12 protein-coding genes and 1 pseudogene are annotated in these 20,769 nt (G+C 74.2%); 12 read left to right on the top strand and 1 reads right to left on the bottom strand.

Annotated elements, in window-relative coordinates; genetic code table 11:
* The first annotated feature begins 2 nt into the window (after positions 1-2).
* Both ACH414_RS13440 and ACH414_RS13445 read left to right on the top strand, forming a co-directional pair.
* Entirely contained in the window at positions 3-335 is a 333-nt protein-coding gene (locus tag ACH414_RS13440) for a TadE family type IV pilus minor pilin (RefSeq protein ID WP_382546935.1), read from the top strand.
* Positions 332-595: pseudogene (locus tag ACH414_RS13445) on the top strand (Rv3654c family TadE-like protein); the annotation flags it as partial. The gene ACH414_RS13440 and the pseudogene ACH414_RS13445, both read left to right, overlap by 4 nt.
* A gap of 40 nt (positions 596-635) precedes the next feature.
* Here the strand turns inward: ACH414_RS13445 and ACH414_RS13450 are convergent.
* Positions 636-3,242 (bottom strand): DEAD/DEAH box helicase, encoded by a 2,607-nt coding sequence (locus ACH414_RS13450; protein ID WP_398941857.1) that lies wholly within the window; start codon positions 3,240-3,242, stop codon positions 636-638.
* 79 nt (positions 3,243-3,321) lie between these two features.
* On the opposite strand from ACH414_RS13450, the gene ACH414_RS13455 reads away from it, so the two are divergent.
* From ACH414_RS13455 to ACH414_RS13500, 10 genes are all read left to right on the top strand, one after another.
* Complete coding sequence (locus tag ACH414_RS13455; RefSeq protein WP_398941858.1) at positions 3,322-3,675, top strand: STAS domain-containing protein; 354 nt, start codon at positions 3,322-3,324, stop codon at positions 3,673-3,675.
* A 67-nt stretch (positions 3,676-3,742) separates the two neighbouring features.
* Positions 3,743-4,201 (top strand): ATP-binding protein, encoded by a 459-nt coding sequence (locus ACH414_RS13460; protein ID WP_382546929.1) that lies wholly within the window; start codon positions 3,743-3,745, stop codon positions 4,199-4,201.
* Positions 4,202-4,485: 284 nt separating this feature from the next.
* Positions 4,486-6,843: a sodium-translocating pyrophosphatase gene (locus tag ACH414_RS13465; protein WP_382546927.1), complete on the top strand. Its 2,358-nt coding sequence runs from the start codon at positions 4,486-4,488 to the stop codon at positions 6,841-6,843.
* Between the two features lie 366 nt (positions 6,844-7,209).
* Positions 7,210-7,899 carry a small secreted protein gene (locus ACH414_RS13470; protein WP_398941860.1) on the top strand — a complete coding sequence of 230 codons (690 nt, stop codon included), beginning with the start codon at positions 7,210-7,212 and terminating at the stop codon, positions 7,897-7,899.
* Positions 7,900-7,995: 96 nt separating this feature from the next.
* A complete protein-coding gene (locus ACH414_RS13475) occupies positions 7,996-9,540 on the top strand; it encodes a methyltransferase (protein ID WP_398941861.1) in 1,545 nt (514 codons plus the stop codon).
* Between the two features lie 611 nt (positions 9,541-10,151).
* Complete coding sequence (locus ACH414_RS13480) at positions 10,152-10,349, top strand: hypothetical protein (protein ID WP_382546919.1); 198 nt, start codon at positions 10,152-10,154, stop codon at positions 10,347-10,349.
* Between the two features lie 263 nt (positions 10,350-10,612).
* Positions 10,613-13,459: a type I DNA topoisomerase gene (gene topA / locus ACH414_RS13485; RefSeq protein ID WP_382546916.1), complete on the top strand. Its 2,847-nt coding sequence runs from the start codon at positions 10,613-10,615 to the stop codon at positions 13,457-13,459.
* A 288-nt stretch (positions 13,460-13,747) separates the two neighbouring features.
* The gene (gene tmk, locus ACH414_RS13490) at positions 13,748-17,212 is read left to right on the top strand and encodes a dTMP kinase (protein WP_398941863.1); all 3,465 of its coding nucleotides are present in this window, start codon (positions 13,748-13,750) and stop codon (positions 17,210-17,212) included.
* Between the two features lie 93 nt (positions 17,213-17,305).
* On the top strand, positions 17,306-18,037 hold the full coding sequence (locus ACH414_RS13495; protein WP_382546911.1) for an ABC transporter ATP-binding protein: 732 nt from the start codon (positions 17,306-17,308) through the stop codon (positions 18,035-18,037).
* Positions 18,034-20,739, top strand: a complete 2,706-nt coding sequence (locus tag ACH414_RS13500; protein WP_398941865.1) for an FtsX-like permease family protein — start codon at positions 18,034-18,036, stop codon at positions 20,737-20,739. The genes ACH414_RS13495 and ACH414_RS13500 overlap by 4 nt, the downstream gene beginning before the upstream one ends.
* The last annotated feature ends 30 nt before the right edge of the window (positions 20,740-20,769 follow it).

Genomic DNA, 20,769 nt, shown 5'->3' on the forward strand with positions numbered 1-20,769 from the left:
CGGTGACCGCGGAGACGGCGGTCGTCCTGCCCGCCCTGGTGCTGTTCACCACGGCCCTGCTGTGGTCCCTGGCAGCGGCGGCGGCGCAGATCCAGTGCGTGGACGCGGCCCGGGCCGGGGCGCGGGCGGTGGCCCGTTCCGAGCCGGTGGCGGCGGCCCAGGCGGCGGCGGTGGCCGCGGCCCCGGACGGCGCCCGGGTCTCCGTGGCGCGTTCGGGGGAGCTGTGGCGGGTGACGGTGGAGGCGTCGGCACCCGGGCCTGGCGGCCTGGGACTCACCCTGCGGGCCGGGGCGGCGGCGCTGGCCGAGGACACGGTGGGGACGGCGATGCCATGAGGGCCGCGGACCGGGGAGCGGCGACGGTGTGGACGGCCTTCGCGGCCTGCGCCCTGTGCGTGGTGTTCGGCGCCGTGCTCGCCCTGGGGCAGGCGGTGGCCGCCCGGCACCGGGCTGGCGGCGCGGCCGACCTGGCGGCCCTCGCGGCGGCCGACCGGGCCCTGTGGGGCGAGGCGGACGCCTGCGCGGCGGCGGCACGGGTGGCCGAGGCGCAGGGGGCGGCGGTGGTCAGGTGCCGGGTCCGGGAGGACATCGCGGACGTCACCGCCCGGGTGCCATTCGGGCGGTGGTCCCCGGAGGTCAGTTCCCGAGCGGGCCCGCCTGGCCCGGCGGGTCTCCCGGGGGTGGGGAATCTTCCGGGGCCGCCGCGCCCTCCCCCCGCGCCTGCCTCTGTGCCCCTCCCGGTGCCTCTCCCTGTCCCTCCGGCGGTGTCTCTCCCGGTGTCTTCTCTTGCTCCTCCCCCACCGCCTCCCGCAGCAGTTCCGTGAGGAGGCGTACCGCGCCTCGTTTGTGGAGGGGGTCGTTGCCGTTGCCGCACTTGGGGGACTGGATGCAGGACGGGCAGCCGGAGTCGCACTCGCAGGAGGCGATGGCCTCGCGGGTGGCGGTCAGCCAGGCGCGGGCCGTGTGGAAGGCGCGTTCGGCGAAGCCGGCGCCGCCGGGGTGCCCGTCGTAGACGAAGACGGTCGGCAGCAGGGTGTCGGGGTGGAGCGGGACGGAGACGCCGCCGATGTCCCAGCGGTCGCAGGTGGCGAAGAGCGGCAGCATGCCGATGGAGGCGTGTTCGGCGGCGTGCAGGGCGCCGCCGAGGATCTCCGGGTTGATCCGGGCGGCGTCGAGCTGGTCCTCGGTGACCGTCCACCACACGGCCCGGGTGCGCAGGGTGCGGGGCGGCAGGTCGAGCTTGGTCTCGCCCAGCACCTCGCCGGTGATCAGTCGGCGGCGGAGGAAGGAGACGACCTGGTTGGTGACCTCGACGGAGCCGTAGCAGAGGCGGCCGGCCCCCCAGGGGACCTCGGTGTCGGTGGACAGGACGGAGATCGCGGTGGTGTCGCGGGCGGTGGTCGAGTAGGGCGGGTTCGCCTCCTCGACGAGGGCCACGGAGTCCTTCAGGTCGAGCTCGCGGACCAGATAGGTGCGGCCCTGGTGGAGGTGGACGGCGCCCTCGTGGACGGAGGCGTGGGAGGCGGCCTCGTCGACCGTGCCGAGCAGCCGGCCGGTACCGGCCTCGACGATCCGCACGGGGCTGCCGCCGCCGCCCCGGATGTCGGCGAGGTCGGCGGCCCGCTCCCGGCGGGTCCAGTACCAGCCCGCGGAACGGCGGCGCAGCAGGCCGGCCGCCTCCAGCTGGGGCAGCAGGTCGGGTACGGCGGGGCCGAAGAGGGCCAGGTCGGACTCGGTGAGGGGAAGTTCCGCGGCGGCGGCGCACAGATGGGGGGCGAGGACGTAGGGGTTGTCGGGATCGAGGACGGTCGACTCGACCGGGCGGCGGAAGATCGCCTCGGGGTGGTGGACCAGGAAGGTGTCCAGCGGGTCGTCGCGGGCGACCAGGATCGCCAGGGCGCCCTCGCCCGAGCGCCCGGCGCGGCCGGCCTGCTGCCACAGGGAGGCGCGGGTGCCGGGATAGCCGGCGATGACGACGGCGTCCAGGCCGGAGACGTCCACGCCCAGTTCCAGGGCGGTCGTGGCGGCCAGGCCGAGGAGCTCGCCCGAGTGCAGGGCCCGTTCCAGGGCGCGGCGCTCCTCGGGCAGGTAGCCGCCGCGGTAGGCGGCGACCCGACGGGCCAGTGAGCGGTCGACCTCGGCGAGGCGTTCCTGGGCGATGACCGAGATCAGCTCGGCGCCGCGCCGGGAGCGGACGAAGGCGACCGAGCGGACGCCCTGCACGGTGAGGTCGGTCAGCAGGTCGGCGGTCTCGGCGGTGGCGGTGCGGCGGACCGGGGCGCCCTGCTCGCCGTGGAGCTCGGTCAGGGGCGGCTCCCAGAGGGCGAAGACCAGTTCGCCGCGCGGGGAGGCGTCGTCGGAGACCTCCGTGACGGGCAGGCCGGTGAGACGGCCGGCGGCGTGGGCGGGGTCGGCGGAGGTGGCCGAGGCGAGGAGGAAGACGGGGTCGGAGCCGTACCGGGCGCAGATGCGGCGCAGCCGGCGCAGCACCTGGGCGACGTGGGAGCCGAAGACGCCCCGGTAGGTGTGGCACTCGTCGATGACGACATAGCGCAGGGAGCGCAGGAAGGAGGACCACCTGGGGTGGGAGGGAAGTATGCCCCGGTGGAGCATGTCGGGGTTGGTGAGCACGTAGTTCGCGTACTGGCGCACCCACTCGCGCTCCTCCACCGGCGTGTCGCCGTCGTAGACGGCGGGCCGGATCCGGTTGCCGAGCGGGGCGGCGAGCTCGCGTACGGCGCGGCGCTGGTCGGCGGCGAGCGCCTTGGTGGGGGCCAGGTAGAGGGCGGTGGTGCCGCGGCCGTTGGCGGCCTCGGCACCGTCGAGGAGGGTGGACAGGACGGGGGTGAGGTAGGCCAGCGACTTGCCCGAGGCGGTCCCTGTGGCGATCACCACGGAGGAGCCGTCCAGGGCGTGCTCCGCGGCCTCGGCCTGGTGGGCCCAGGGGTGCTCGATCCCGGCGGCCTGGATGGCGCTGATCACCTCCGCGCGGATGCGGTCCGGCCAGACGGCATGACGGCCCGCACGGGCGGGCAGATGCTCCGTATGGGTGATGCGCGCGACCCGGCTCTCGCCTGTGGAGAGCCGGTCGAGGATCTGACCGGGAGAGGGGCGGTTGCCCGTCTCCCCGGCGGGTCGGCGGGGGCGGTGATTCTTGGCCATCGGCACCGAGTGTGTCACCGGCGTGACGGACAATGCTTCCAAGGCGTCGTGCATGGCAGCTGGTAAGTGATTGAATGCCATCGCGGCCGGCGTTCCGTCCCGTGACTCCGCACGGGAGTTCCGAGGGACGGCCGCTCGATAGCTAGGTGCTGGAGGACCCGTGGACCTGTCTCTGTCGACTCGCACTGTGCCCGGCCCGGCCGGCGACCGCACGGTCGTCGAGGTCGGGGGCGAGATTGATGTGTATACCGCGCCGAAGCTGCGCGAGCAGTTGGTCGAGTTGGTGAACGACGGCAGCTACCACCTGGTTGTCGACATGGAAGGCGTGGACTTCCTCGACTCGACCGGCCTCGGCGTGCTCGTGGGCGGTCTGAAGCGCGTTCGCGCGCACGAGGGATCGCTGCGCCTGGTCTGCAACCAGGAGCGCATTCTGGAGATCTTCCGGATCACCGGACTCACCAAGGTGTTCCCGATCCACACCTCGGTCGAAGAGGCCGTCAACGCGGCCGACTGAGGGCGGCGCGACAGCGTCGCGCAGACGTCGTTCCGTGGAGAGCCGTCCAGAACCCCAGGGGGATCGCATGGCCACCGTTGAACTCCTCTTCAGCGCCCAGCCCGAGCACGTCCGTACGGCCCGTCTCGTGGCCGCCGCGGTCGCCCGCCGGGCCGGAGTCGACGAGGCGGTCCTCGACGAGGTCAGACTCGCGGTCGGCGAGGCGTGTTCCCGCGCGGTCGGGCTCCACCGCAGCAACGGCGTCACCACCCCCGTCCGGGTCGTGCTGACCGAGGAGGAGAAGACCTTCTCCATCGAGGTCGGCGACGAGGTGCCCGGTGCGGGCGTGGCGGCGGCCGATGCCGTCGGCGTGCCCGGGGAGCGGGACGCGGCCCCGGCCGAGGACTTCGACGACGCCGACGGCGAGGACGAGATGGGTCTCGCGGTGATCCGCGGGCTCGTCGACGACGTGGAGGTGAGCGCCGGCGAGGACGGCGGCACCATCCGCATGAGCTGGCCGGCGAACCCGGACGCCGCGTTCGCCTGAGCGCCGCGGCGGGCGGCCGAGCCCGGATGATCCGGCCGGAGTCCCCGGACCGGTGATCCCGGCCGACCCCGAGACCGACTCGCGTACAGCGAAAAGAGGCCCTGCCCCGCAGGGCCTCTTCTCATTCCCGCCGACGCGCATCAGCCGCGAATGCTTTGACCCCATTACCGCATTCGGCGGTACTTGTGAGGTATTCGGGAATTCCCATTGCGGCGACCCGTTTTGATCGGGTTTCTCTCCCTAGAATCCGCCCTATCTTGACCTCGCAACGTCAAGGAGGACGAATGGCGGGTCTCGCAGCGGCGGTGCTCACTCAGGAGAACCGCGTGATCGTGGTCGTCGTCGCGGCCGTCGCGCTCGCGGCGCTGGTCGTGGCCCGGCTCCTCGTCCGCCAGGTGCTGGCGGCGGGCGAGGGCACGGAATCCATGAAGAAGATCGCGGCCGCCGTGCAGGAAGGCGCCAACGCCTATCTCGCCCGCCAGCTGCGCACGGTCGGCGTCTTCGCCGTCGTCGTGTTCTTCCTGCTGTTTCTGCTGCCCGCCGACAACTGGTCGCAGCGGGCCGGACGCTCTCTGTTCTTCCTGGTGGGTGCGCTTTTCTCGGCGACCACCGGATACGTCGGCATGCGATTGGCCGTAAGGGCGAACGTTCGGGTCGCCGCGGCGGCCAGACAGGCCACGCCCGCCCCCGGTGAACCGGAGAAGGACCTGACGGATGTCGCCCACCGGGCGATGAAGATCGCGTTTCGTACGGGTGGCGTGGTCGGCATGTGCACCGTCGGCCTCGGCCTGCTCGGCGCCTCCTGCGTCGTGCTGGTCTACGCCGCCGACGCGCCCAAGGTCCTGGAGGGCTTCGGTCTCGGCGCCGCGCTCATCGCGATGTTCATGAGGGTCGGCGGCGGCATCTTCACCAAGGCCGCCGACGTCGGCGCCGACCTCGTCGGCAAGGTCGAGCAGGGCATCCCCGAGGACGACCCGCGCAACGCCGCCACCATCGCCGACAACGTGGGCGACAACGTCGGCGACTGCGCGGGCATGGCCGCCGACCTCTTCGAGTCGTACGCCGTGACGCTCGTCGCCGCGCTCATCCTCGGCAAGGCCGCCTTCGGAGATCTGGGCCTCGCCTTCCCCCTGATGGTGCCGGCGATCGGCGTGGTCACCGCGATGATCGGCATCTTCGCGGTCGCCCCCCGGCGCGCCGACCGCAGCGGGATGACCGCCATCAACCGGGGCTTCTTCCTCTCCGCGCTGATCTCGCTCGCCCTGGTCGCCGTGGCCGTCTTCGCCTACCTCCCGTCCTCCTACGCCGAGCTCAAGGGCGTCACCGAGCCCGGCATCCCCACCCACGGCGGCGACCCGCGGATCCTCGCCCTGGTCGCGGTCGCCATCGGGATCGTGCTCGCCGCGCTGATCCAGCAGCTCACCGGCTATTTCACCGAGACGACCCGGCGCCCGGTCCGGGACATCGGCAAGTCCTCGCTGACGGGCCCCGCCACCGTCGTCCTGGCCGGCATCTCCATCGGCCTGGAGTCCGCCGTCTACACGGCGCTGCTGATCGGCCTCGCCGTCTACGGGGCGTTCCTGCTGGGCGGCACCTCCATCATGCTGGCGCTGTTCGCGATCGCCCTCGCCGGCACCGGGCTGCTCACCACCGTCGGGGTGATCGTGGCCATGGACACCTTCGGCCCGGTCTCCGACAACGCCCAGGGCATCGCCGAGATGTCCGGAGACGTCGAGGGCGCGGGCGCGCAGGTCCTCACCGACCTCGACGCCGTCGGCAACACCACCAAGGCGATCACCAAGGGCATCGCCATCGCCACGGCCGTGCTCGCCGCGGCCGCGCTCTTCGGCTCCTACCGGGACGCCATCGCGACCTCGGTCGCCGAAGTGGGCGCGAAGGCCACGGAAATGAACCTGTCCATGGACATCTCCCAGCCCAACAACCTGTTCGGCATGGTGCTCGGTGCCGCCGTCGTCTTCCTGTTCTCCGGACTCGCCATCAACGCCGTGTCCCGGTCGGCCGGCGCGGTCGTCTTCGAGGTGCGGCGGCAGTTCCGCGACCACCCCGGGATCATGAACTACACGGAGACGCCCGAGTACGGACGGGTCGTCGACATCTGCACCAAGGACGCGCTGCGCGAACTCGCCACGCCCGGGCTGCTCGCCGTCCTCGCGCCGATCGCGGTCGGCTTCACGCTCGGGGTCGGCGCGCTCGGCTCGTACCTCGCCGGGGCCATCGCCACCGGCTCGCTGATGGCCGTCTTCCTCGCCAACTCCGGTGGCGCCTGGGACAACGCGAAGAAGCTGGTCGAGGACGGGAACTACGGCGGCAAGGGCAGCGAGGCGCATGCGGCCACGGTCATCGGAGACACGGTCGGCGACCCGTTCAAGGACACCGCGGGCCCGGCGATCAACCCGCTGCTGAAGGTCATGAACCTGGTCGCGCTGCTGATCGCGCCCGCCGTGGTGCAGTTCAGCTACGGCGACGACGCCAGCAGCGGTCTGCGGGCGTCGGTCGCCGTCCTCGCGCTGGTCGTCATCGTGGGCGCCGTCCGGGTCTCCAAGCGGCGCAGGGTCGCCGGGGGCGAGGACGGCCCGGCGGAGCGCAACGGCTCCTCGCGGGACGCCACGGCCGCCCCGTAGTCCCGCCCCGCAGGTCGCCCCGTGGGCCGCCCCCAGGCAGGCCCCGTAGGCGCCCCCAAGCAGGCCCCATAGGCCGCTTCGCCGCGACGGGCGCTTCGGCTTCGGCTTCGGCTTCGACTTCGGTCCGGCTTCGACTTCGGTTCGGCTCCGGTTCCGGCTCCCGCTTCCGCTTCGCGGGGGTGATGCCCGTAACGCCTCGTCAAGCTCCTTCAGCGCAGAGCGGATCCCATGTTCTGACGTGACGTCCGCCCCTGTCCGCTTGGTGCAAACGGCTGCAATAACGGATGAATCGGTCCCACGATCGATGGATGTCACCCGTCCGGCGTGTATGTTCCGGGGCCGAGAGCCTTGGAAGGGACCGATCCGGTGAACAAGAAGCTTGCGGCCGCACTGTCCGGCGGCGCGGTACTGGTGCTCGTGCTGTCGGGTTGCAGCGACGACGAGGGCGACAAGGTCAACGACTGGGCCAAGACGTTCTGCGACCAGGCGCAGCCCCAGATCCAGAAGCGGGCCGACGCCAACCAGCTGATCATCTCCACGGCGGCCGACAGCAAGCCCGCCACCATCAAGGCGGCCGACTCGAAGGCCTTCGCCGACATCGCCGCCGCCGACCGCGCCCTCGCCAAGGCCGTCCAGGCCTCCGGAGTGCCGCCGGTCGAGAACGGCGAGAAGATCCAGCAGGACGCCATCAAGGAGCTCAACGCGACGGCGGTGGCGTACGAGGGCCTGAAGAAGCAGGTCGACGCGCTCGACACGACGAACCAGCAGAAGTTCGCCGATGGCCTGAAGGTCGTCTCCGAGAACCTCGGCAAGATCCAGAACATGGACCAGGACGCCGTCGCCAAGCTCCAGGCCGGCGAACTCGGCCAGGCCATGGCCAAGCAGCCCGGCTGCCAGACCCCCCAGCCGTCCGCCAAGCCCAGCGGCTCGGCCTCCCCGAAGGCCGGCTCCACCCCCGGCTCCTCGGCCACCCCCGGCACCGAGCCGACCGCCAAGTCGACCGCCAAGTCGACCGCCAAGTCGACCGCCAAGTCGACCGCGTCGCCCAAGTCGTAGGCGCACCGGGCCGGCCCCGCGCACCCGCGGGACCGGCCCGGGTGTCGGACCGGCCCGACCTGTCGCTGTCGGCCGTTGTCGGTGGCGGCCGTCACAATGGGGCACGTGAGTACGACCAGCACGACCCCCAGCCTCCCGGTGCCCACGCACGCCGCCCGACTGCGCGAGGCACTGCTCGCCGCCGACTTCACCGCCGACGGTCTGCTCGACCTGCTCGGCGCCCAGGCCTACGCCGCGCTCGCCCGCAGCGAGACCGTGCCCGCCCTGCGGGCCACCCGCGGGGACTCCCCGCTGGAGACCCTCGTCCGCCTCTTCCTGCTCCAGCGGGCCGTGGAGCACGACCGGGCCGCCGCCGCGCTGCCCCTGGACGAGGCGCTCGCCGACGGCTGGGTGGTCCGCGAGGAGGACACCGTGCTCGCGACCGTGGACGTACGCCCGTACGGCGGCCCGGACGGCGAGGACTGGTTCATCGTCTCCGATCTCGGCTGCGCGGTCGGCGGAGCCGGCGGCATCGGCAAGAAGGACGAAGGAGTCGTCCTCGGCGTCGGCGGGGCTTCCACCACCCTCGCCGGCATCACCGTCCGCACCCCCGTCGCCACCGCCCTCGACCTCGGCACCGGCTCCGGCATCCAGGCGCTGCACGCCGCCCAGCACGCCACCCTGGTCACCGCGACCGATCTCAACCCGCGCGCCCTGGACTTCACCCGGCTCACGCTCGCCCTCTCCGGCGCCCGCGGCGCGGAGCTGCTGGCCGGTTCGCTCTTCGAGCCGGTCGACGGCGACACGTACGACCTGATCGTCTCCAACCCGCCGTTCGTGATCTCGCCCGGCGCCGGACTCACCTACCGGGACGGCGGCATGGGCGGCGACGACCTGTGCCGCACGCTCGTGCAGCAGGCGGGGGACCGGCTCAACGACGGCGGGTACGCGCAGTTCCTCGCCAACTGGCAGCACGTCGAGGGCGAGGAGTGGCAGGACCGGCTGCGCTCCTGGGTGCCGCGCGGCTGCGACGCCTGGATCGTGCAGCGCGAGGTCCAGGACGTCACCCAGTACACCGAGCTGTGGCTGCGCGACAGCGGCGACCACCGCGGCGACCCGGCCGAGTACCGGCTGGCGTACGGGCGATGGCTGGACGAGTTCGAGGCGAGCAAGACCAAGGCGATCGGCTTCGGCTGGATCACCCTGCGGAGGAACGCGGCGGTGGCCTCCGGCGCGGTGGAGCCGTCGATCGTCATCGAGGAGTGGCCGCACCCCGTCGAGCAGCCCCTCGGCGACACCGTGCGGGCCCACTTCGAACGCCAGGACTACCTGCGCGACCGCGACGACGCGGGCCTGCTCGCCGACCGGTTCACCCTGGCGCCCGAGGTCGTCCAAGAGCAGGTCGGCCTGCCCGGGGCCGAGGACCCGGAGCACGTGCTGCTCCGGCAGAACCGGGGCATGCGCCGGGCCACCCGGGTGGACCACGTGGCGGCCGGTTTCGCGGGCGTCTGCGACGGCACGCTCAGCGCCGGCCGGATCCTCGACGCCATCGGCCAGCTCACCGGCGAGGACCCGGTCACCCTCAGGGACCGCACCCCGCAGGCGATCCGCCTCCTGGTGGAGGAGGGCTTCCTGCTGCCGCTGGGCGAGACCGGCGCCTGACGCCACCTGACGGCGCCTGACGCCACCTGACGTGACGGCACCTGACGGCACCCGACGGCGCGTCTGACCGGACCCGACGGCATCCGACGGCGCATCCGACCGGACCCGACGGGGGCGGACGGGGCTCGACCGGACCACCTGGGTCCGACCGGACCCGGCCGCACCCGACCGGGCCCGACCGGACCCGACCTGACCCGACCGGACCCCACCGGGCCCGACCGGGCCCGACCGCACCCGACCGGACCCGTCAGGCCCGACCTGGCCCCACCGGGCCCGGCCGCACCCGACCGCACCCGGCCGGGCCCCACCGGACCCGGCCGCTCCCGGCCGGGCCTGACGGGCCCCGACGCGGTCCGGCGGGGTTCGGCCGGGTCCGAGAGATCCGATCGGCCCGACCGGAACTGACGAAGGGTGAGGTGACGAAGAAGACGGGAGGAACAGCGGAGTACCGGCCATCCTCGTGAAACCGTCCGCGGCCCTCCGCGCCGTTCACCGGGAATTCGCCCCCGTGACGCCGGGAGGTGTCAGCCTCGGCTCCGGGACACGGACGCGCGAGCGACGCGGGACGGACGCGGCGCCGACGCGGCACGGGAACGGAACGGGGTACGGGCATGGAGAGCGGGCCGGCGATCTTCGCGGGAGGGGCGTTCACGCTGTTCGGAGCCGCACTGCTGCTGTGGACGGGGGTCCGGGCGACCCAGGGCGAGCCGGTCGCGCTCGGCGTCGCGCCGCGCCCGGCCGCCGCCCTCGCGGGCCTCTTCGGCGCCGCCTCCCTCCTTCTCGGGATCTGGTGCTTCGGGCGGCTGTGAGGACGCTCCGCCGGGATCCCGAGCCGGAGCCCCGCCCCGCCGGTCCGGCAGTCCGGGCGGCAGGAAGGGCTGGAGTCGGGTTACCGTTCGAGTGGCCGTTGCGGTCTTTCGCCGTTTGACACGGGGGCGGGTTGTACCGTCACACTCCGCAGCGACGACAGTGTCACCGTATGTGCCGCTGCCGTGCGTGCCAGCGCGGTACGTACGCTGCCCGTACGTACGCAGTACGTGCCAGAGAGCGTCGACCGGAGAGAAGAGCGAAGTTGTCCCCGACCAGCGAGACCGCACAGGGCGGCCGCCGACTCGTCATCGTCGAGTCGCCTGCCAAGGCGAAGACGATCAAGGGCTACCTCGGCCCCGGCTATGTCGTCGAGGCGAGCGTCGGGCACATCCGCGACCTCCCGAGCGGCGCCGCCGAGGTTCCCGAGAAGTACACCGGCGAGGTGCGCCGCCTCGGCGTCGACGTCGACCATGACTTCCAGCCCATCTATGTCGTCAACGCCGACAAGAAGGCGCAGGTCAGGAAGCTCAAGGAGCTGCTCGCCGAGTCCGACGAGCTCTTCCTCGCCACCGATGAGGACCGCGAGGGCGAGGCCATCGCGTGGCACCTCCAGGAGGTCCTGAAGCCCAAGGTCCCCGTCCACCGGATGGTCTTCCACGAGATCACCAAGGACGCGATCCAGCAGGCCGTCGCCAACCCCCGCGAGCTGAACAAGCGGATGGTCGACGCCCAGGAGACCCGCCGCATCCTCGACCGGCTGTACGGCTACGAGGTCTCGCCGGTGCTGTGGAAGAAGGTCATGCGGGGCCTGTCCGCGGGCCGCGTCCAGTCCGTCGCCACCCGCCTCGTCGTGGAGCGCGAGCGCGAGCGGATCGCCTTCCGCTCCGCCGAGTACTGGGACCTCACCGGCACCTTCTCCACCGGCCGCGCCGGCGACCCCTCCGACCCGTCGTCGCTGGTCGCGCGCCTCGCGACGGTCGACGGCAAGCGCGTCGCGCAGGGTCGCGACTTCGGTGCCGACGGGCGTCTGAAGACCGAGAACGTGCTCCACCTCGACGAGGAGAAGGCCCGCGCGCTCGCGGCCTCCCTCGCCGACACCCGCTTCGCCGTCCGCTCGGTCGAGTCGAAGCCGTACCGCCGCTCCCCGTACGCCCCCTTCCGCACCACGACCCTCCAGCAGGAGGCGAGCCGGAAGCTGGGCTTCGGCGCGAAGGCGACCATGCAGGTGGCGCAGAAGCTGTACGAGAACGGCTTCATCACCTACATGCGTACGGACTCCACGATCCTGTCCGACACGGCCGTCTCCGCGGCCCGTGCGCAGGTCACGCAGCTCTACGGCGCCGACTACCTGCCGGAGAAGCCGCGCGTCTACGCCGGCAAGGTCAAGAACGCCCAGGAGGCGCACGAGGCGATTCGTCCTTCGGGTGATCGTTTCCGCACGCCGGCCGAGACCGGCCTCACCGGCGACCAGTTCCGGCTCTACGAGCTGATCTGGAAGCGGACCGTCGCCTCCCAGATGAAGGACGCGACCGGAAACTCCGTCACCGTCAAGATCGGCGGCACCGCCGCCGACGGCCGGGACGCCGAGTTCTCCGCCTCCGGCAAGACGATCACCTTCCACGGCTTCATGAAGGCGTACGTGGAGGGGGCCGACGACCCGAACGCCGAGCTCGACGACCGCGAGCGGCGCCTGCCGCAGGTCGCCGAGGGCGACGCGCTGGCCGCCGAGGAGATCACCGCGGACGGCCACGCGACCAAGCCGCCGGCCCGCTACACCGAGGCCAGCCTGGTCAAGGAGCTGGAAGAGCGCGAGATCGGCCGCCCGTCGACGTACGCCTCGATCATCGGCACCATCCTCGACCGCGGCTACGTCTTCAAGAAGGGGACGGCACTCGTGCCGTCGTTCCTCTCCTTCGCCGTCGTGAACCTCCTGGAGAAGCACTTCGGGCGGCTCGTCGACTACGACTTCACCGCCAAGATGGAGGACGACCTCGACCGCATCGCGCGCGGCGAGGCCCAGGCGGTGCCGTGGCTGAAGCGTTTCTACTTCGGCGAGGGCGGCGGCTCCGGCGAGGGCGGCGCGGCCGATGCCGGCAACGGCGACGGCGACCACCTCGGCGGACTGAAGGAGCTCGTCACCGACCTCGGCGCCATCGACGCCCGGGAGATCTCCTCCTTCCCCGTCGGCGACGGCATCGTGCTGCGCGTCGGCCGCTACGGCCCGTACGTCGAGCGCGGCGAGAAGGACCAGGAAGGCCACCAGCGCGCCGACGTCCCCGAGGACCTGGCGCCCGACGAGCTGACCGTCGCCTACGCGGAGGAGCTGCTCGCCAAGCCGAGCGGCGACTTCGAGCTGGGCACGGACCCCGTCAGCGGCAACCAGATCGTCGCCAAGGACGGCCGCTACGGCCCGTACGTCACCGAGATCCTGCCCGAGGACACCCCGAAGACCGGCAAGAACGCGGTCAAGCCGCGCACCGCCTCGCTCTTCAAGTCGATGTCGATCGACACGGTGACCCTGGAGGAGGCGCTCAAGCTGATGTCGCTGCCGCGGGTCGTCGGCACCGACGCCGAGGGCGTCGAGATCACGGCGCAGAACGGCCGCTACGGCCCGTACCTGAAGAAGGGCACGGACTCGCGGTCGCTCACCGACGAGGAGCAGCTGTTCACGATCACGCTGGAGGAGGCGCTGGCGATCTACGCCCAGCCCAAGCAGCGTGGCCGGGCCGCCGCCAAGCCCCCGCTCAAGGAGCTCGGCACCGACCCCGTCAGCGAGAAGCCCGTGGTCGTCAAGGACGGGCGCTTCGGCCCGTACGTGACGGACGGCGAGACCAACGCGACCCTGCGCACCGGCGACAGCGTCGAGACGATCACGCCCGAGCGCGGCTACGAGCTGCTGGCCGAGAAGCGGGCCAAGGGCCCCGCGAAGAAGGCGGCCAAGAAGGCGCCGGCGAAGAAGGCCACGGCGAAGAAGACCGCCGCCAAGAAGACCACCGCGACCAAGACGGCCGCGGCGAAGAAGACGGCCGCCAAGAAGACGACGACGGCCAAGACCACGACGGCCAAGAAGACCGCCGCCAAGAAGACGGCGGCCGCGAAGCCGGAGTGACCCGGCGAAGTGATCCGGTCCGGGTGTCCCGGGCGGAGTGATTCGGTCCGGGTGTCCCGGGCGGAGCACCCCGGCGGAGTGATCCGGTCCGGGTGTCCCGGGCGGAGCGAGCCGGATGGGGTGACCCGGATGGAGCGAGCCGGGCGGAGCGGCCGGGACGGAGTCGCTCCGCACCGGAGTGACTCTCCTGACACCGCGGGGAGGGCAGGGGCCACGGCCCCTGCCCTCCCCGTCTGTTTGTTCGGGCGAAGGCCGCGAGGAGCAAGGGCGTCCGGATAGGGTGGACGGATGACGCGAGCAGAGCAGCCAGAAACCGACGCCGCACTCGTCGCCGATTCCCGCGAACGTGCCGTACGAGCCCTGCTGCGCCATCAGCCCCTGCGGAGGCTGTGGAGCGCCCAGCTGGTCGGCGGCACCGGCGACGCCCTCGCCGTCCTCGTCCTGATCCTCCTCGGCCTGCAGGCGGCCGTGACCGAGGGGGCGCTCGGCGGCGGATACCGCGGAGCGGCGTTCGCCGTGGCCGCCGTCATCGGCACCCGGATCCTCGCCGCCGTCCTCTTCGGCGCCGTCCTGCTCGGCCCGCTCACCGCGCTGACCGCGCCCGACGGGCCGCTCGACCGCCGCTGGACCATGGTCGGCGCCGACGCGCTGCGCCTCGCGCTGCTGGTCGTCGCCCCGCTGTGGATCGACTGGACCCCCGACAACGCGCTGTGGTTCCTGCTCGGCACCGTCTTCCTCGGCGGCGCCGCCGAACGCCTCTGGACCGTCGCCAAGGACGGCGCTGCCCCCGCGCTGCTGCCCGCCCCGCCGATCGAGGGCGCCGCCGTCCGGCCGCTGCCCGACCACCTCGGCGCGCTGCGCACGCTCAGCCTGCGCACCGGCTTCCTCTCGGTGCCCGCCGCGGCCGGCGTACTGCTGCTCGCGACGCTCCTCGGCAATCTGCTCGGCAGCGGCATCGAGTGGTTCTCGCTGCACCAGGCGGCCCTCGGCGCGTACGTCGCGGCCGGGCTCTTCGCCGCCTCCGTCTCCGTCCTGTCCATGCTGGAGCTGCCCGGCGGCCAGACCCCGCGGCCCCGCTCGCCCCTGGAGGGCCTGCGGCTCCCCGCGGACAAGGGCCGCACCGGCGCGCTGCCGCTGTTCGTGCTGGCCTGCGCCACCGTCGCCGGCGCCATCGCCGCCGCGGCGGCCGTCGCCGTGCTGCACGCCTACGACCTGGGCGGCGGGCCCGTCACGTACGCCCTGCTGGTCCTCGCGCTCAGCGGCGCCACCGCCGTCGGCATCCGCACCGCGGGCTCGGTCCTCACCGTCCTCTCCCGCCGCCGCCTGCTCGCGCTCGCCGTCGCCGTCACCGGGGTCGCGCTGCTCGCCATGGGCCTCGTGCCGGACACGGCGACCGTGCTGGCCCTCGCCGCACTCGCCGGTTACGCGGCCGGTGTCGCCGCCCGGACCGGGCACAGCCTGGTCGACCAGGAGACCGAGGAGGCCCGCAGGCCCCGGGTCACCGAGCACCTGCAGGCCGTCGCCCGCGTCGGCATCGGCGTCGGGGCCCTCGGCGCCCCGCTGCTCGCCGCCGCGATCGGACCGCACCGGCTCGCCTCCGGCAGCTTCGTCTTCGCCCACGGCGGCGCCGCCTTCACCCTGATGCTGGTCGGCGCGCTGCTGCTGCCCGTCGCCGCGCTCGTCCTCGCCAAGACCGACGACCGGGCGGGCGTCCCGCTGCGCCGCGACCTCGGTGACGCGCTGCGCGGCGCCGACCCGGCCCAGGCGCCCTCCCCGACCGGCTTCTTCATCGCCCTGGAGGGCGGCGACGGCGCCGGCAAGTCCACCCAGGTCGAGGCGCTCGCCGAGTGGATCCGCGCCAAGGGCCACGAGGTCGTCGTCACCCGCGAGCCCGGCGCCACCCCCATCGGCAAGCGGCTCCGCTCGATCCTGCTCGACGTCTCCAGCGCCGGCCTGTCCAACCGCGCCGAGGCCCTGCTGTACGCGGCCGACCGCGCCGAGCACGTCGACTCGCTGGTCCGGCCCGCACTGGAGCGGGGCGCCGTCGTCATCACCGACCGGTACATCGACTCCTCGGTGGCCTACCAGGGCGCCGGCCGCGACCTGTCGCCGACCGAGATCGCCCGTATCAACCGCTGGGCCACCGGCGGACTCGTCCCGCACCTCACCGTGCTCCTCGACGTGTCGCCGGAGACCGCCCGCGAGCGCTTCACCGAGGCGCCGGACCGGCTGGAGTCCGAGCCGCCGGAGTTCCACGCGCGCGTACGCGCCGGGTTCCTGGCCCTCGCCGCCGGCGACCCCGGCCGCTACCTCGTCGTCGACGCCGGCCAGGAGCCGGAGGCCGTCACCACCGTCGTACGCCACCGCCTCGACATGGTGCTGCCGCTCTCCGAGGCCGAGGTGAAGGCCCAGGAGGAGGCCCGCCGCAAGGCCGAGGAGGACGCCCGGCGCCGCGCGGAGGAGGAGGCCGCCCGCAAGGCCGAGGAGGAGCGCCTGGAGCGCGAGCGCCAGGAGCAGCTCGCCAAGCTGCGCGCCGAGGAGGAGGCGCGGCGCAGGGCCGAGGAGGAAGAGGCCCGCCGTCTGGAGGCCGAGCGGCAGGCGGAGGAGGCCCGGCAGCGCGCCGAGGAGGCCCGCATCGCCGCCGAGGAGGAGCGCAAGCGGCGCGAGGCCGAGGAGAAGGCCCGCCTCGCGGAGGAGGAGCGGCGCCGCAAGCAGGCCGAGGAGGAGGCCCGGCTGCGGGCCGAGGCCGAGGAGCGGCGCCTGGAGAAGCAGCGCAAGGCCGAGGAGGCCCTGATCCGCGCCGAGGAGGCCCGCCGTCTGGCGGAGGCCGCCGCGGCGAAGGCCGCGGAGGAAGCCGCGCGGAAGGCGGCGCAGGAGGCCGCGGCGGCGAAGGCGGCCGCGGCGAAGGCCGCGGAGGAGGCCGCCCGCAAGGCTGCCGAGGAGGCCGCGCGGAAGGCCGCCGCCGAGGAGGCCGCGGTGGCGGAGCTGGCGGCGGAGGCCGAGCGGAAGGCGTCTGAAGAGGCCGCCCGCAAGACCGCGGCGACGGCCGCGGAGAAGCGTGCTGCCGAGGAGCGGCGTGCCGCCGACGAGCGGAAGGCCGCCGACGAGCGGAAGGCCGCCGGGTCGGCCGACGCCGTGGCGGAGTCGGCGAACGAGGTCACCGTCGTGACGCCGATCGTGAAGCCGGATGCGAAGCCGGACGGGACACCGGCGGGGACGTCGGCCAGGAAGCCGGCCGGGAAGCCGGCCGGGAAGCCGGCCGGGAAGCCGGAGGAGCGACCGGCCGCCGGAGCCGGAGCCGGAGCCGGTGCCGGGGCCGGGGCCGCGACCGGGGCGGACGCCGGTGCCGGGGCCGACGCCGAAGCGCCGACCGTCTCGCCGAACGAGGTCACCGTCCCGACGCCGATCGTGCGGCTCGACCAGGACACGACGGTGCTGCCGCGGATCCGGGACGCGCGCGACGCGAACGAGGACTCCGACCGGACCGCCGTGCTGCCGACCGTCCGGGACGCGGGCCCGGCCGACCGGGTGCCGCAGGACTTCTTCCGTGACGCGCGGGACGCCCCGACCGAGCCCGAGGGCGCGAACGACCGCACCCGTGAGCTGCCCCAGCTCGACGCTGACGGCAAGCCCAAGCGGCGCTCCGACTGGGCCGAGGAGACCCCGCTCGACGACCTCCCGACCCTCGCGGACGAGCTGCTCGGCTCGTACGACGACGAGGGCGAGGACGGCGGCCGCCGCCGACGTCGCTGACCCGGCGCCCGGTCAGGGGTGGAGCAGACTCCACCCCTGACCGGGCAGTCTGCTCCATACCGCCCTGACCTGCGCTTTCCTAGCGTGGCCGGTATGACGACAGCACTCTCCCTCGACGAGGTGAGCCGGGTCCACGGCAGCGGGCTGACCGCGCTCGACTCGGTGAGCCTCACCGTGCCCCGCGGCCGCTTCCTCGCGGTCATGGGCAGCTCGGGCTCCGGCAAGTCCACGCTGCTGCGCTGCGCCGCGGGGCTCGAACGGCCGACCTCCGGCACGGTACGGATCGGGGGCACCGACCTGGGCCGCCTCAAGCCCGCCGCGCTGACGCGGCTGCGGCGGGACCGGATCGGCTTCGTCTTCCAGTCGCTCAACCTCGTCTCCGCGCTCGACGTGCGCGAGAACGTCGCCCTGCCGCTGCTCCTCGCCGGCGCCCGCGACGACGCGGGCCGCGCCCTCGCCGGTCTCGCCGCCGTGGGACTCGCCGACCGGGCGGGCGACGCCCCCGAGGCGCTCTCCGGCGGGCAGCGGCAGCGCGTGGCGATCGCGCGGGCGCTCGTCACCGAGCCGGAGGTGATCTTCGCCGACGAGCCGACCGCCGCCCTCGACCCGGTCACCGCCACCGAGGTCCTCGCCCTGCTGCGCCGCGCGGTCGACGAGCACGGGCGCACGGTCGTCCTCGTCACCCATGACCCGGCCGCGGCGGCCTGGGCGGACGAGGCCGTGTTCCTGGAACGGGGCCGCCTCACGCACCGTCTGGACCGGCCGGACGCGGCGACGGCCAGGGCGGCGTTCGGGGCAGCACAGCTGGGGATGGTGGCGCGGTGAGGGGCGGCCGTGCCGGCTCCGCACCGGCCGTGCGGCTCCTGGCCGACCGGTCGCTGCGGCGCCATCGCAGGGCCTGGGCGGCGGTCTTCGCCGCCGTCGCGCTCGTCTCGATGCTCCTCGGCGCGCTCGGCCTCGCCGCCGGCTCGCTGGGTCTCGCGCAGCCGCTCGTGGAGCGGTACGCGGCGGCGGACGTGGTGGTCGCCGGGGACCAGGAGGTGCGCTGGACCACCAAGCCCTGGGGCAGTGAGCCCACCACCGCCACGACCGCGCTGACCGAGCGGGTCAGGGTGCCGGCCAGGGTGGCGGAGGCGTTGCGGGGCGTGCCCGGGGTGCGGGAGGTCGTGCCGGACGACGCCTTCTCCGTACGGGATCCGCATGCCGTGCGCGCCGCCCATGCCGTAGGGGATGCCTATGCCGTACGGGATCCCCGTGCCGTGCGCGCCGACCCCGTACGGGAATCCCATGCCGTGCCGGATCCCCGTGCCGTGCGGGATTCCCGTGCCGTACGGGATCCCCGTGCCGTGCGCGCCGACCCCGTACGGGAATCCCATGCCGTGCCGGATCCCCGTGCCGTGCGGGATTCCCGTGCCGTGCGGGATTCCCATGCCGTACGCGGTGCGGAGGATCCCGTACGGGTCTACCCCGGGCGCCCCTGGGCGGCGGCCCCGCTCGGTGGGCATGGCCTGGTCGAAGGGCGGGGCCCCGGGGTGGACGGGGAGGTCGTGGCCGGGGCCGGGCTCGGCGCGCGGGTCGGCGAGGAGGTCGCCGGATACCGGGTCGTCGGGGTCGCCGACGGGCCCGCCGCCCTCTACTTCGGCGCGGCCGAGGCGCGGCGGCTCGCCGGGCACCCCGGCCGGTACGACGCGATCGGGGTGCTGGGCGAACCGGGGGTCCCCGTCGCCACCCTCCACGCGCGGGTGCGGCAGGCCCTCGACGAGGCGGGCGCGGGGGAGTTCCGCGCCTTCACCGGGGACGGCCGCGGCGGTGTCGAGGACCTGGCGGCCCTGCCCGCCCGCGACGGCCTGCTCCAGCTCCTCGCGGCCGTCGCCGCGAGCGTCGCCATGGTCACCGTCCTCGTCCTCGCCTCGCTCGTCGCCCAGGCCCTCCAGCAGCGGTCACCGGAAAGGGAGTTGCTGGACGACCTGGGTGCCTCGCCCCGCCAGGTGCGGGCCGCGGCCGGCCGCGAGGTGGTCCGGGTGGCGGGTGCGGCGGCGGCGCTGGGCGCCCTCGGAGCCGTACCGGCCTTCCTCGCCCTCCGTGCCGCTCTCCACGGCCCCGGCATGCTGCCGTCCTCGCTCGAACTCCCGGTGCCGCCCTGGCTGTTCGCCGCCCTCCTCGTGACGGCGGGGCTCACCGTGGGGCTGGCGCGGTTCGTGGTCGTGTTCGCGGGGGCGGGCCGGGGGAGGCCGGGGCGCGCCGGGCGCGGGCGGCGATCCGGCGGCGTACGTCGCGGCTTCGGCGTCCTGCTGCTCGTGGCCGGGGTGGGGTCCGCGGGGACCGCCACCCTTCAGTCGGGGGAGGCCGCCGGCGCGGCGGCCGGCGCGGCGACCGTCACGCTGGTGGCGGGGTGCGCGCTGCTGGGCCCGTGGATCGCGGCGGCGGCGATGCGGGTGGCGGGGCCCGCGCTGCGGCGGTTCGGCGGGGCACCGGGGCGGCTCGTGGCGGCCGGGGCGGTGGCGCACTCGCGCAGGCTGGGCGCCGCGCTGGTCCCCGCGGTCCTGGTCACCGCCTTCGCGACCGTCCAGCTCGCGGCGGGTGCCACCGCGGAGCGGGCCGCCGAGGCGCAGGCGCGGGCGGCGATGGTGGCGGACTACGCGATCGGGGGCGGGGACGGGCCGGGTCGGCCGGGTGCGGCCACCGTCACCGCGGCCGAGGTCCGGCGGCTGCCCGGCGTCACGGCCGCGACGGGCGTGCTGCGGTCCAGCGTCGTCCTGGCCCACACCGAGGCGGGCGCGCCCCGGCTCGACCGGCTGCCCGTGCTGGGCGTGGACCCCCAGGGCCTGGCCGAAACGCTCGACCCGGGCGTCGTCGCCGGGAACCTCGCCGGGCTCGCACGTCCCGGCACCGTCGCCGTCGGCGCGGACCGGGCCGACTCCCTGGACGTGCGCCCCGGTTCGGCGGTGGAGCTGCGGCTCGGCGACGGGACACCGCGACGGCTCACGGTGGTCGCCGTCTACGAACGCTCCCTCGCGCTCGGCGAGTTCCTGCTGCCCCGCGCCGAACTGGCCCCGCACATGACCGATCCGCGCCCGGCCCGTGTCCTCGTGGCCGGCCCGGGCGGGGCCGCCGTCGCCGGGTCCGTGGCGCACCCGGAGCTCGAACCGGTCGTCCCGGACGAGGCGGAGGCGAGCGGACTGCTGTCGACGGGCGCCGTCGCCGCCATCGGTGCGCTCACCGTCCTGTCCGTACTGAGCACGCTCGCCCTCATCGCCGCCGGTCGCCGCGACGAACTGACCCTCCTCCGCCAGGTCGGCGCCTCCGGTCGCCAGCTGCGCGGCATGCTCCGCCTGGAGGCCGCGTTCCTGGCCGTGACCGGCCTGCTCCTCGGCGGCGCCGTCGCCGCGATCCCGCTCACGGCGTTCGCCGTCTCCCTGACGGGCGGCCTGCCGTACCTGCCGCCGGTGCAGGCGGCGCTGATCGCGGGGACGGTGGTGGTGACGGTGTACGTGGGGGTGATGAGGGCGGCGTCGGCCGCGCGGTGAGGGCGGGACGCGGTAGGCGGCTTACGCGGC

It is taken from the genome of Streptomyces sp. NPDC020422 (genome assembly GCF_044386705.1).
Classification (GTDB): Bacteria; Actinomycetota; Actinomycetes; order Streptomycetales; family Streptomycetaceae; genus Streptomyces.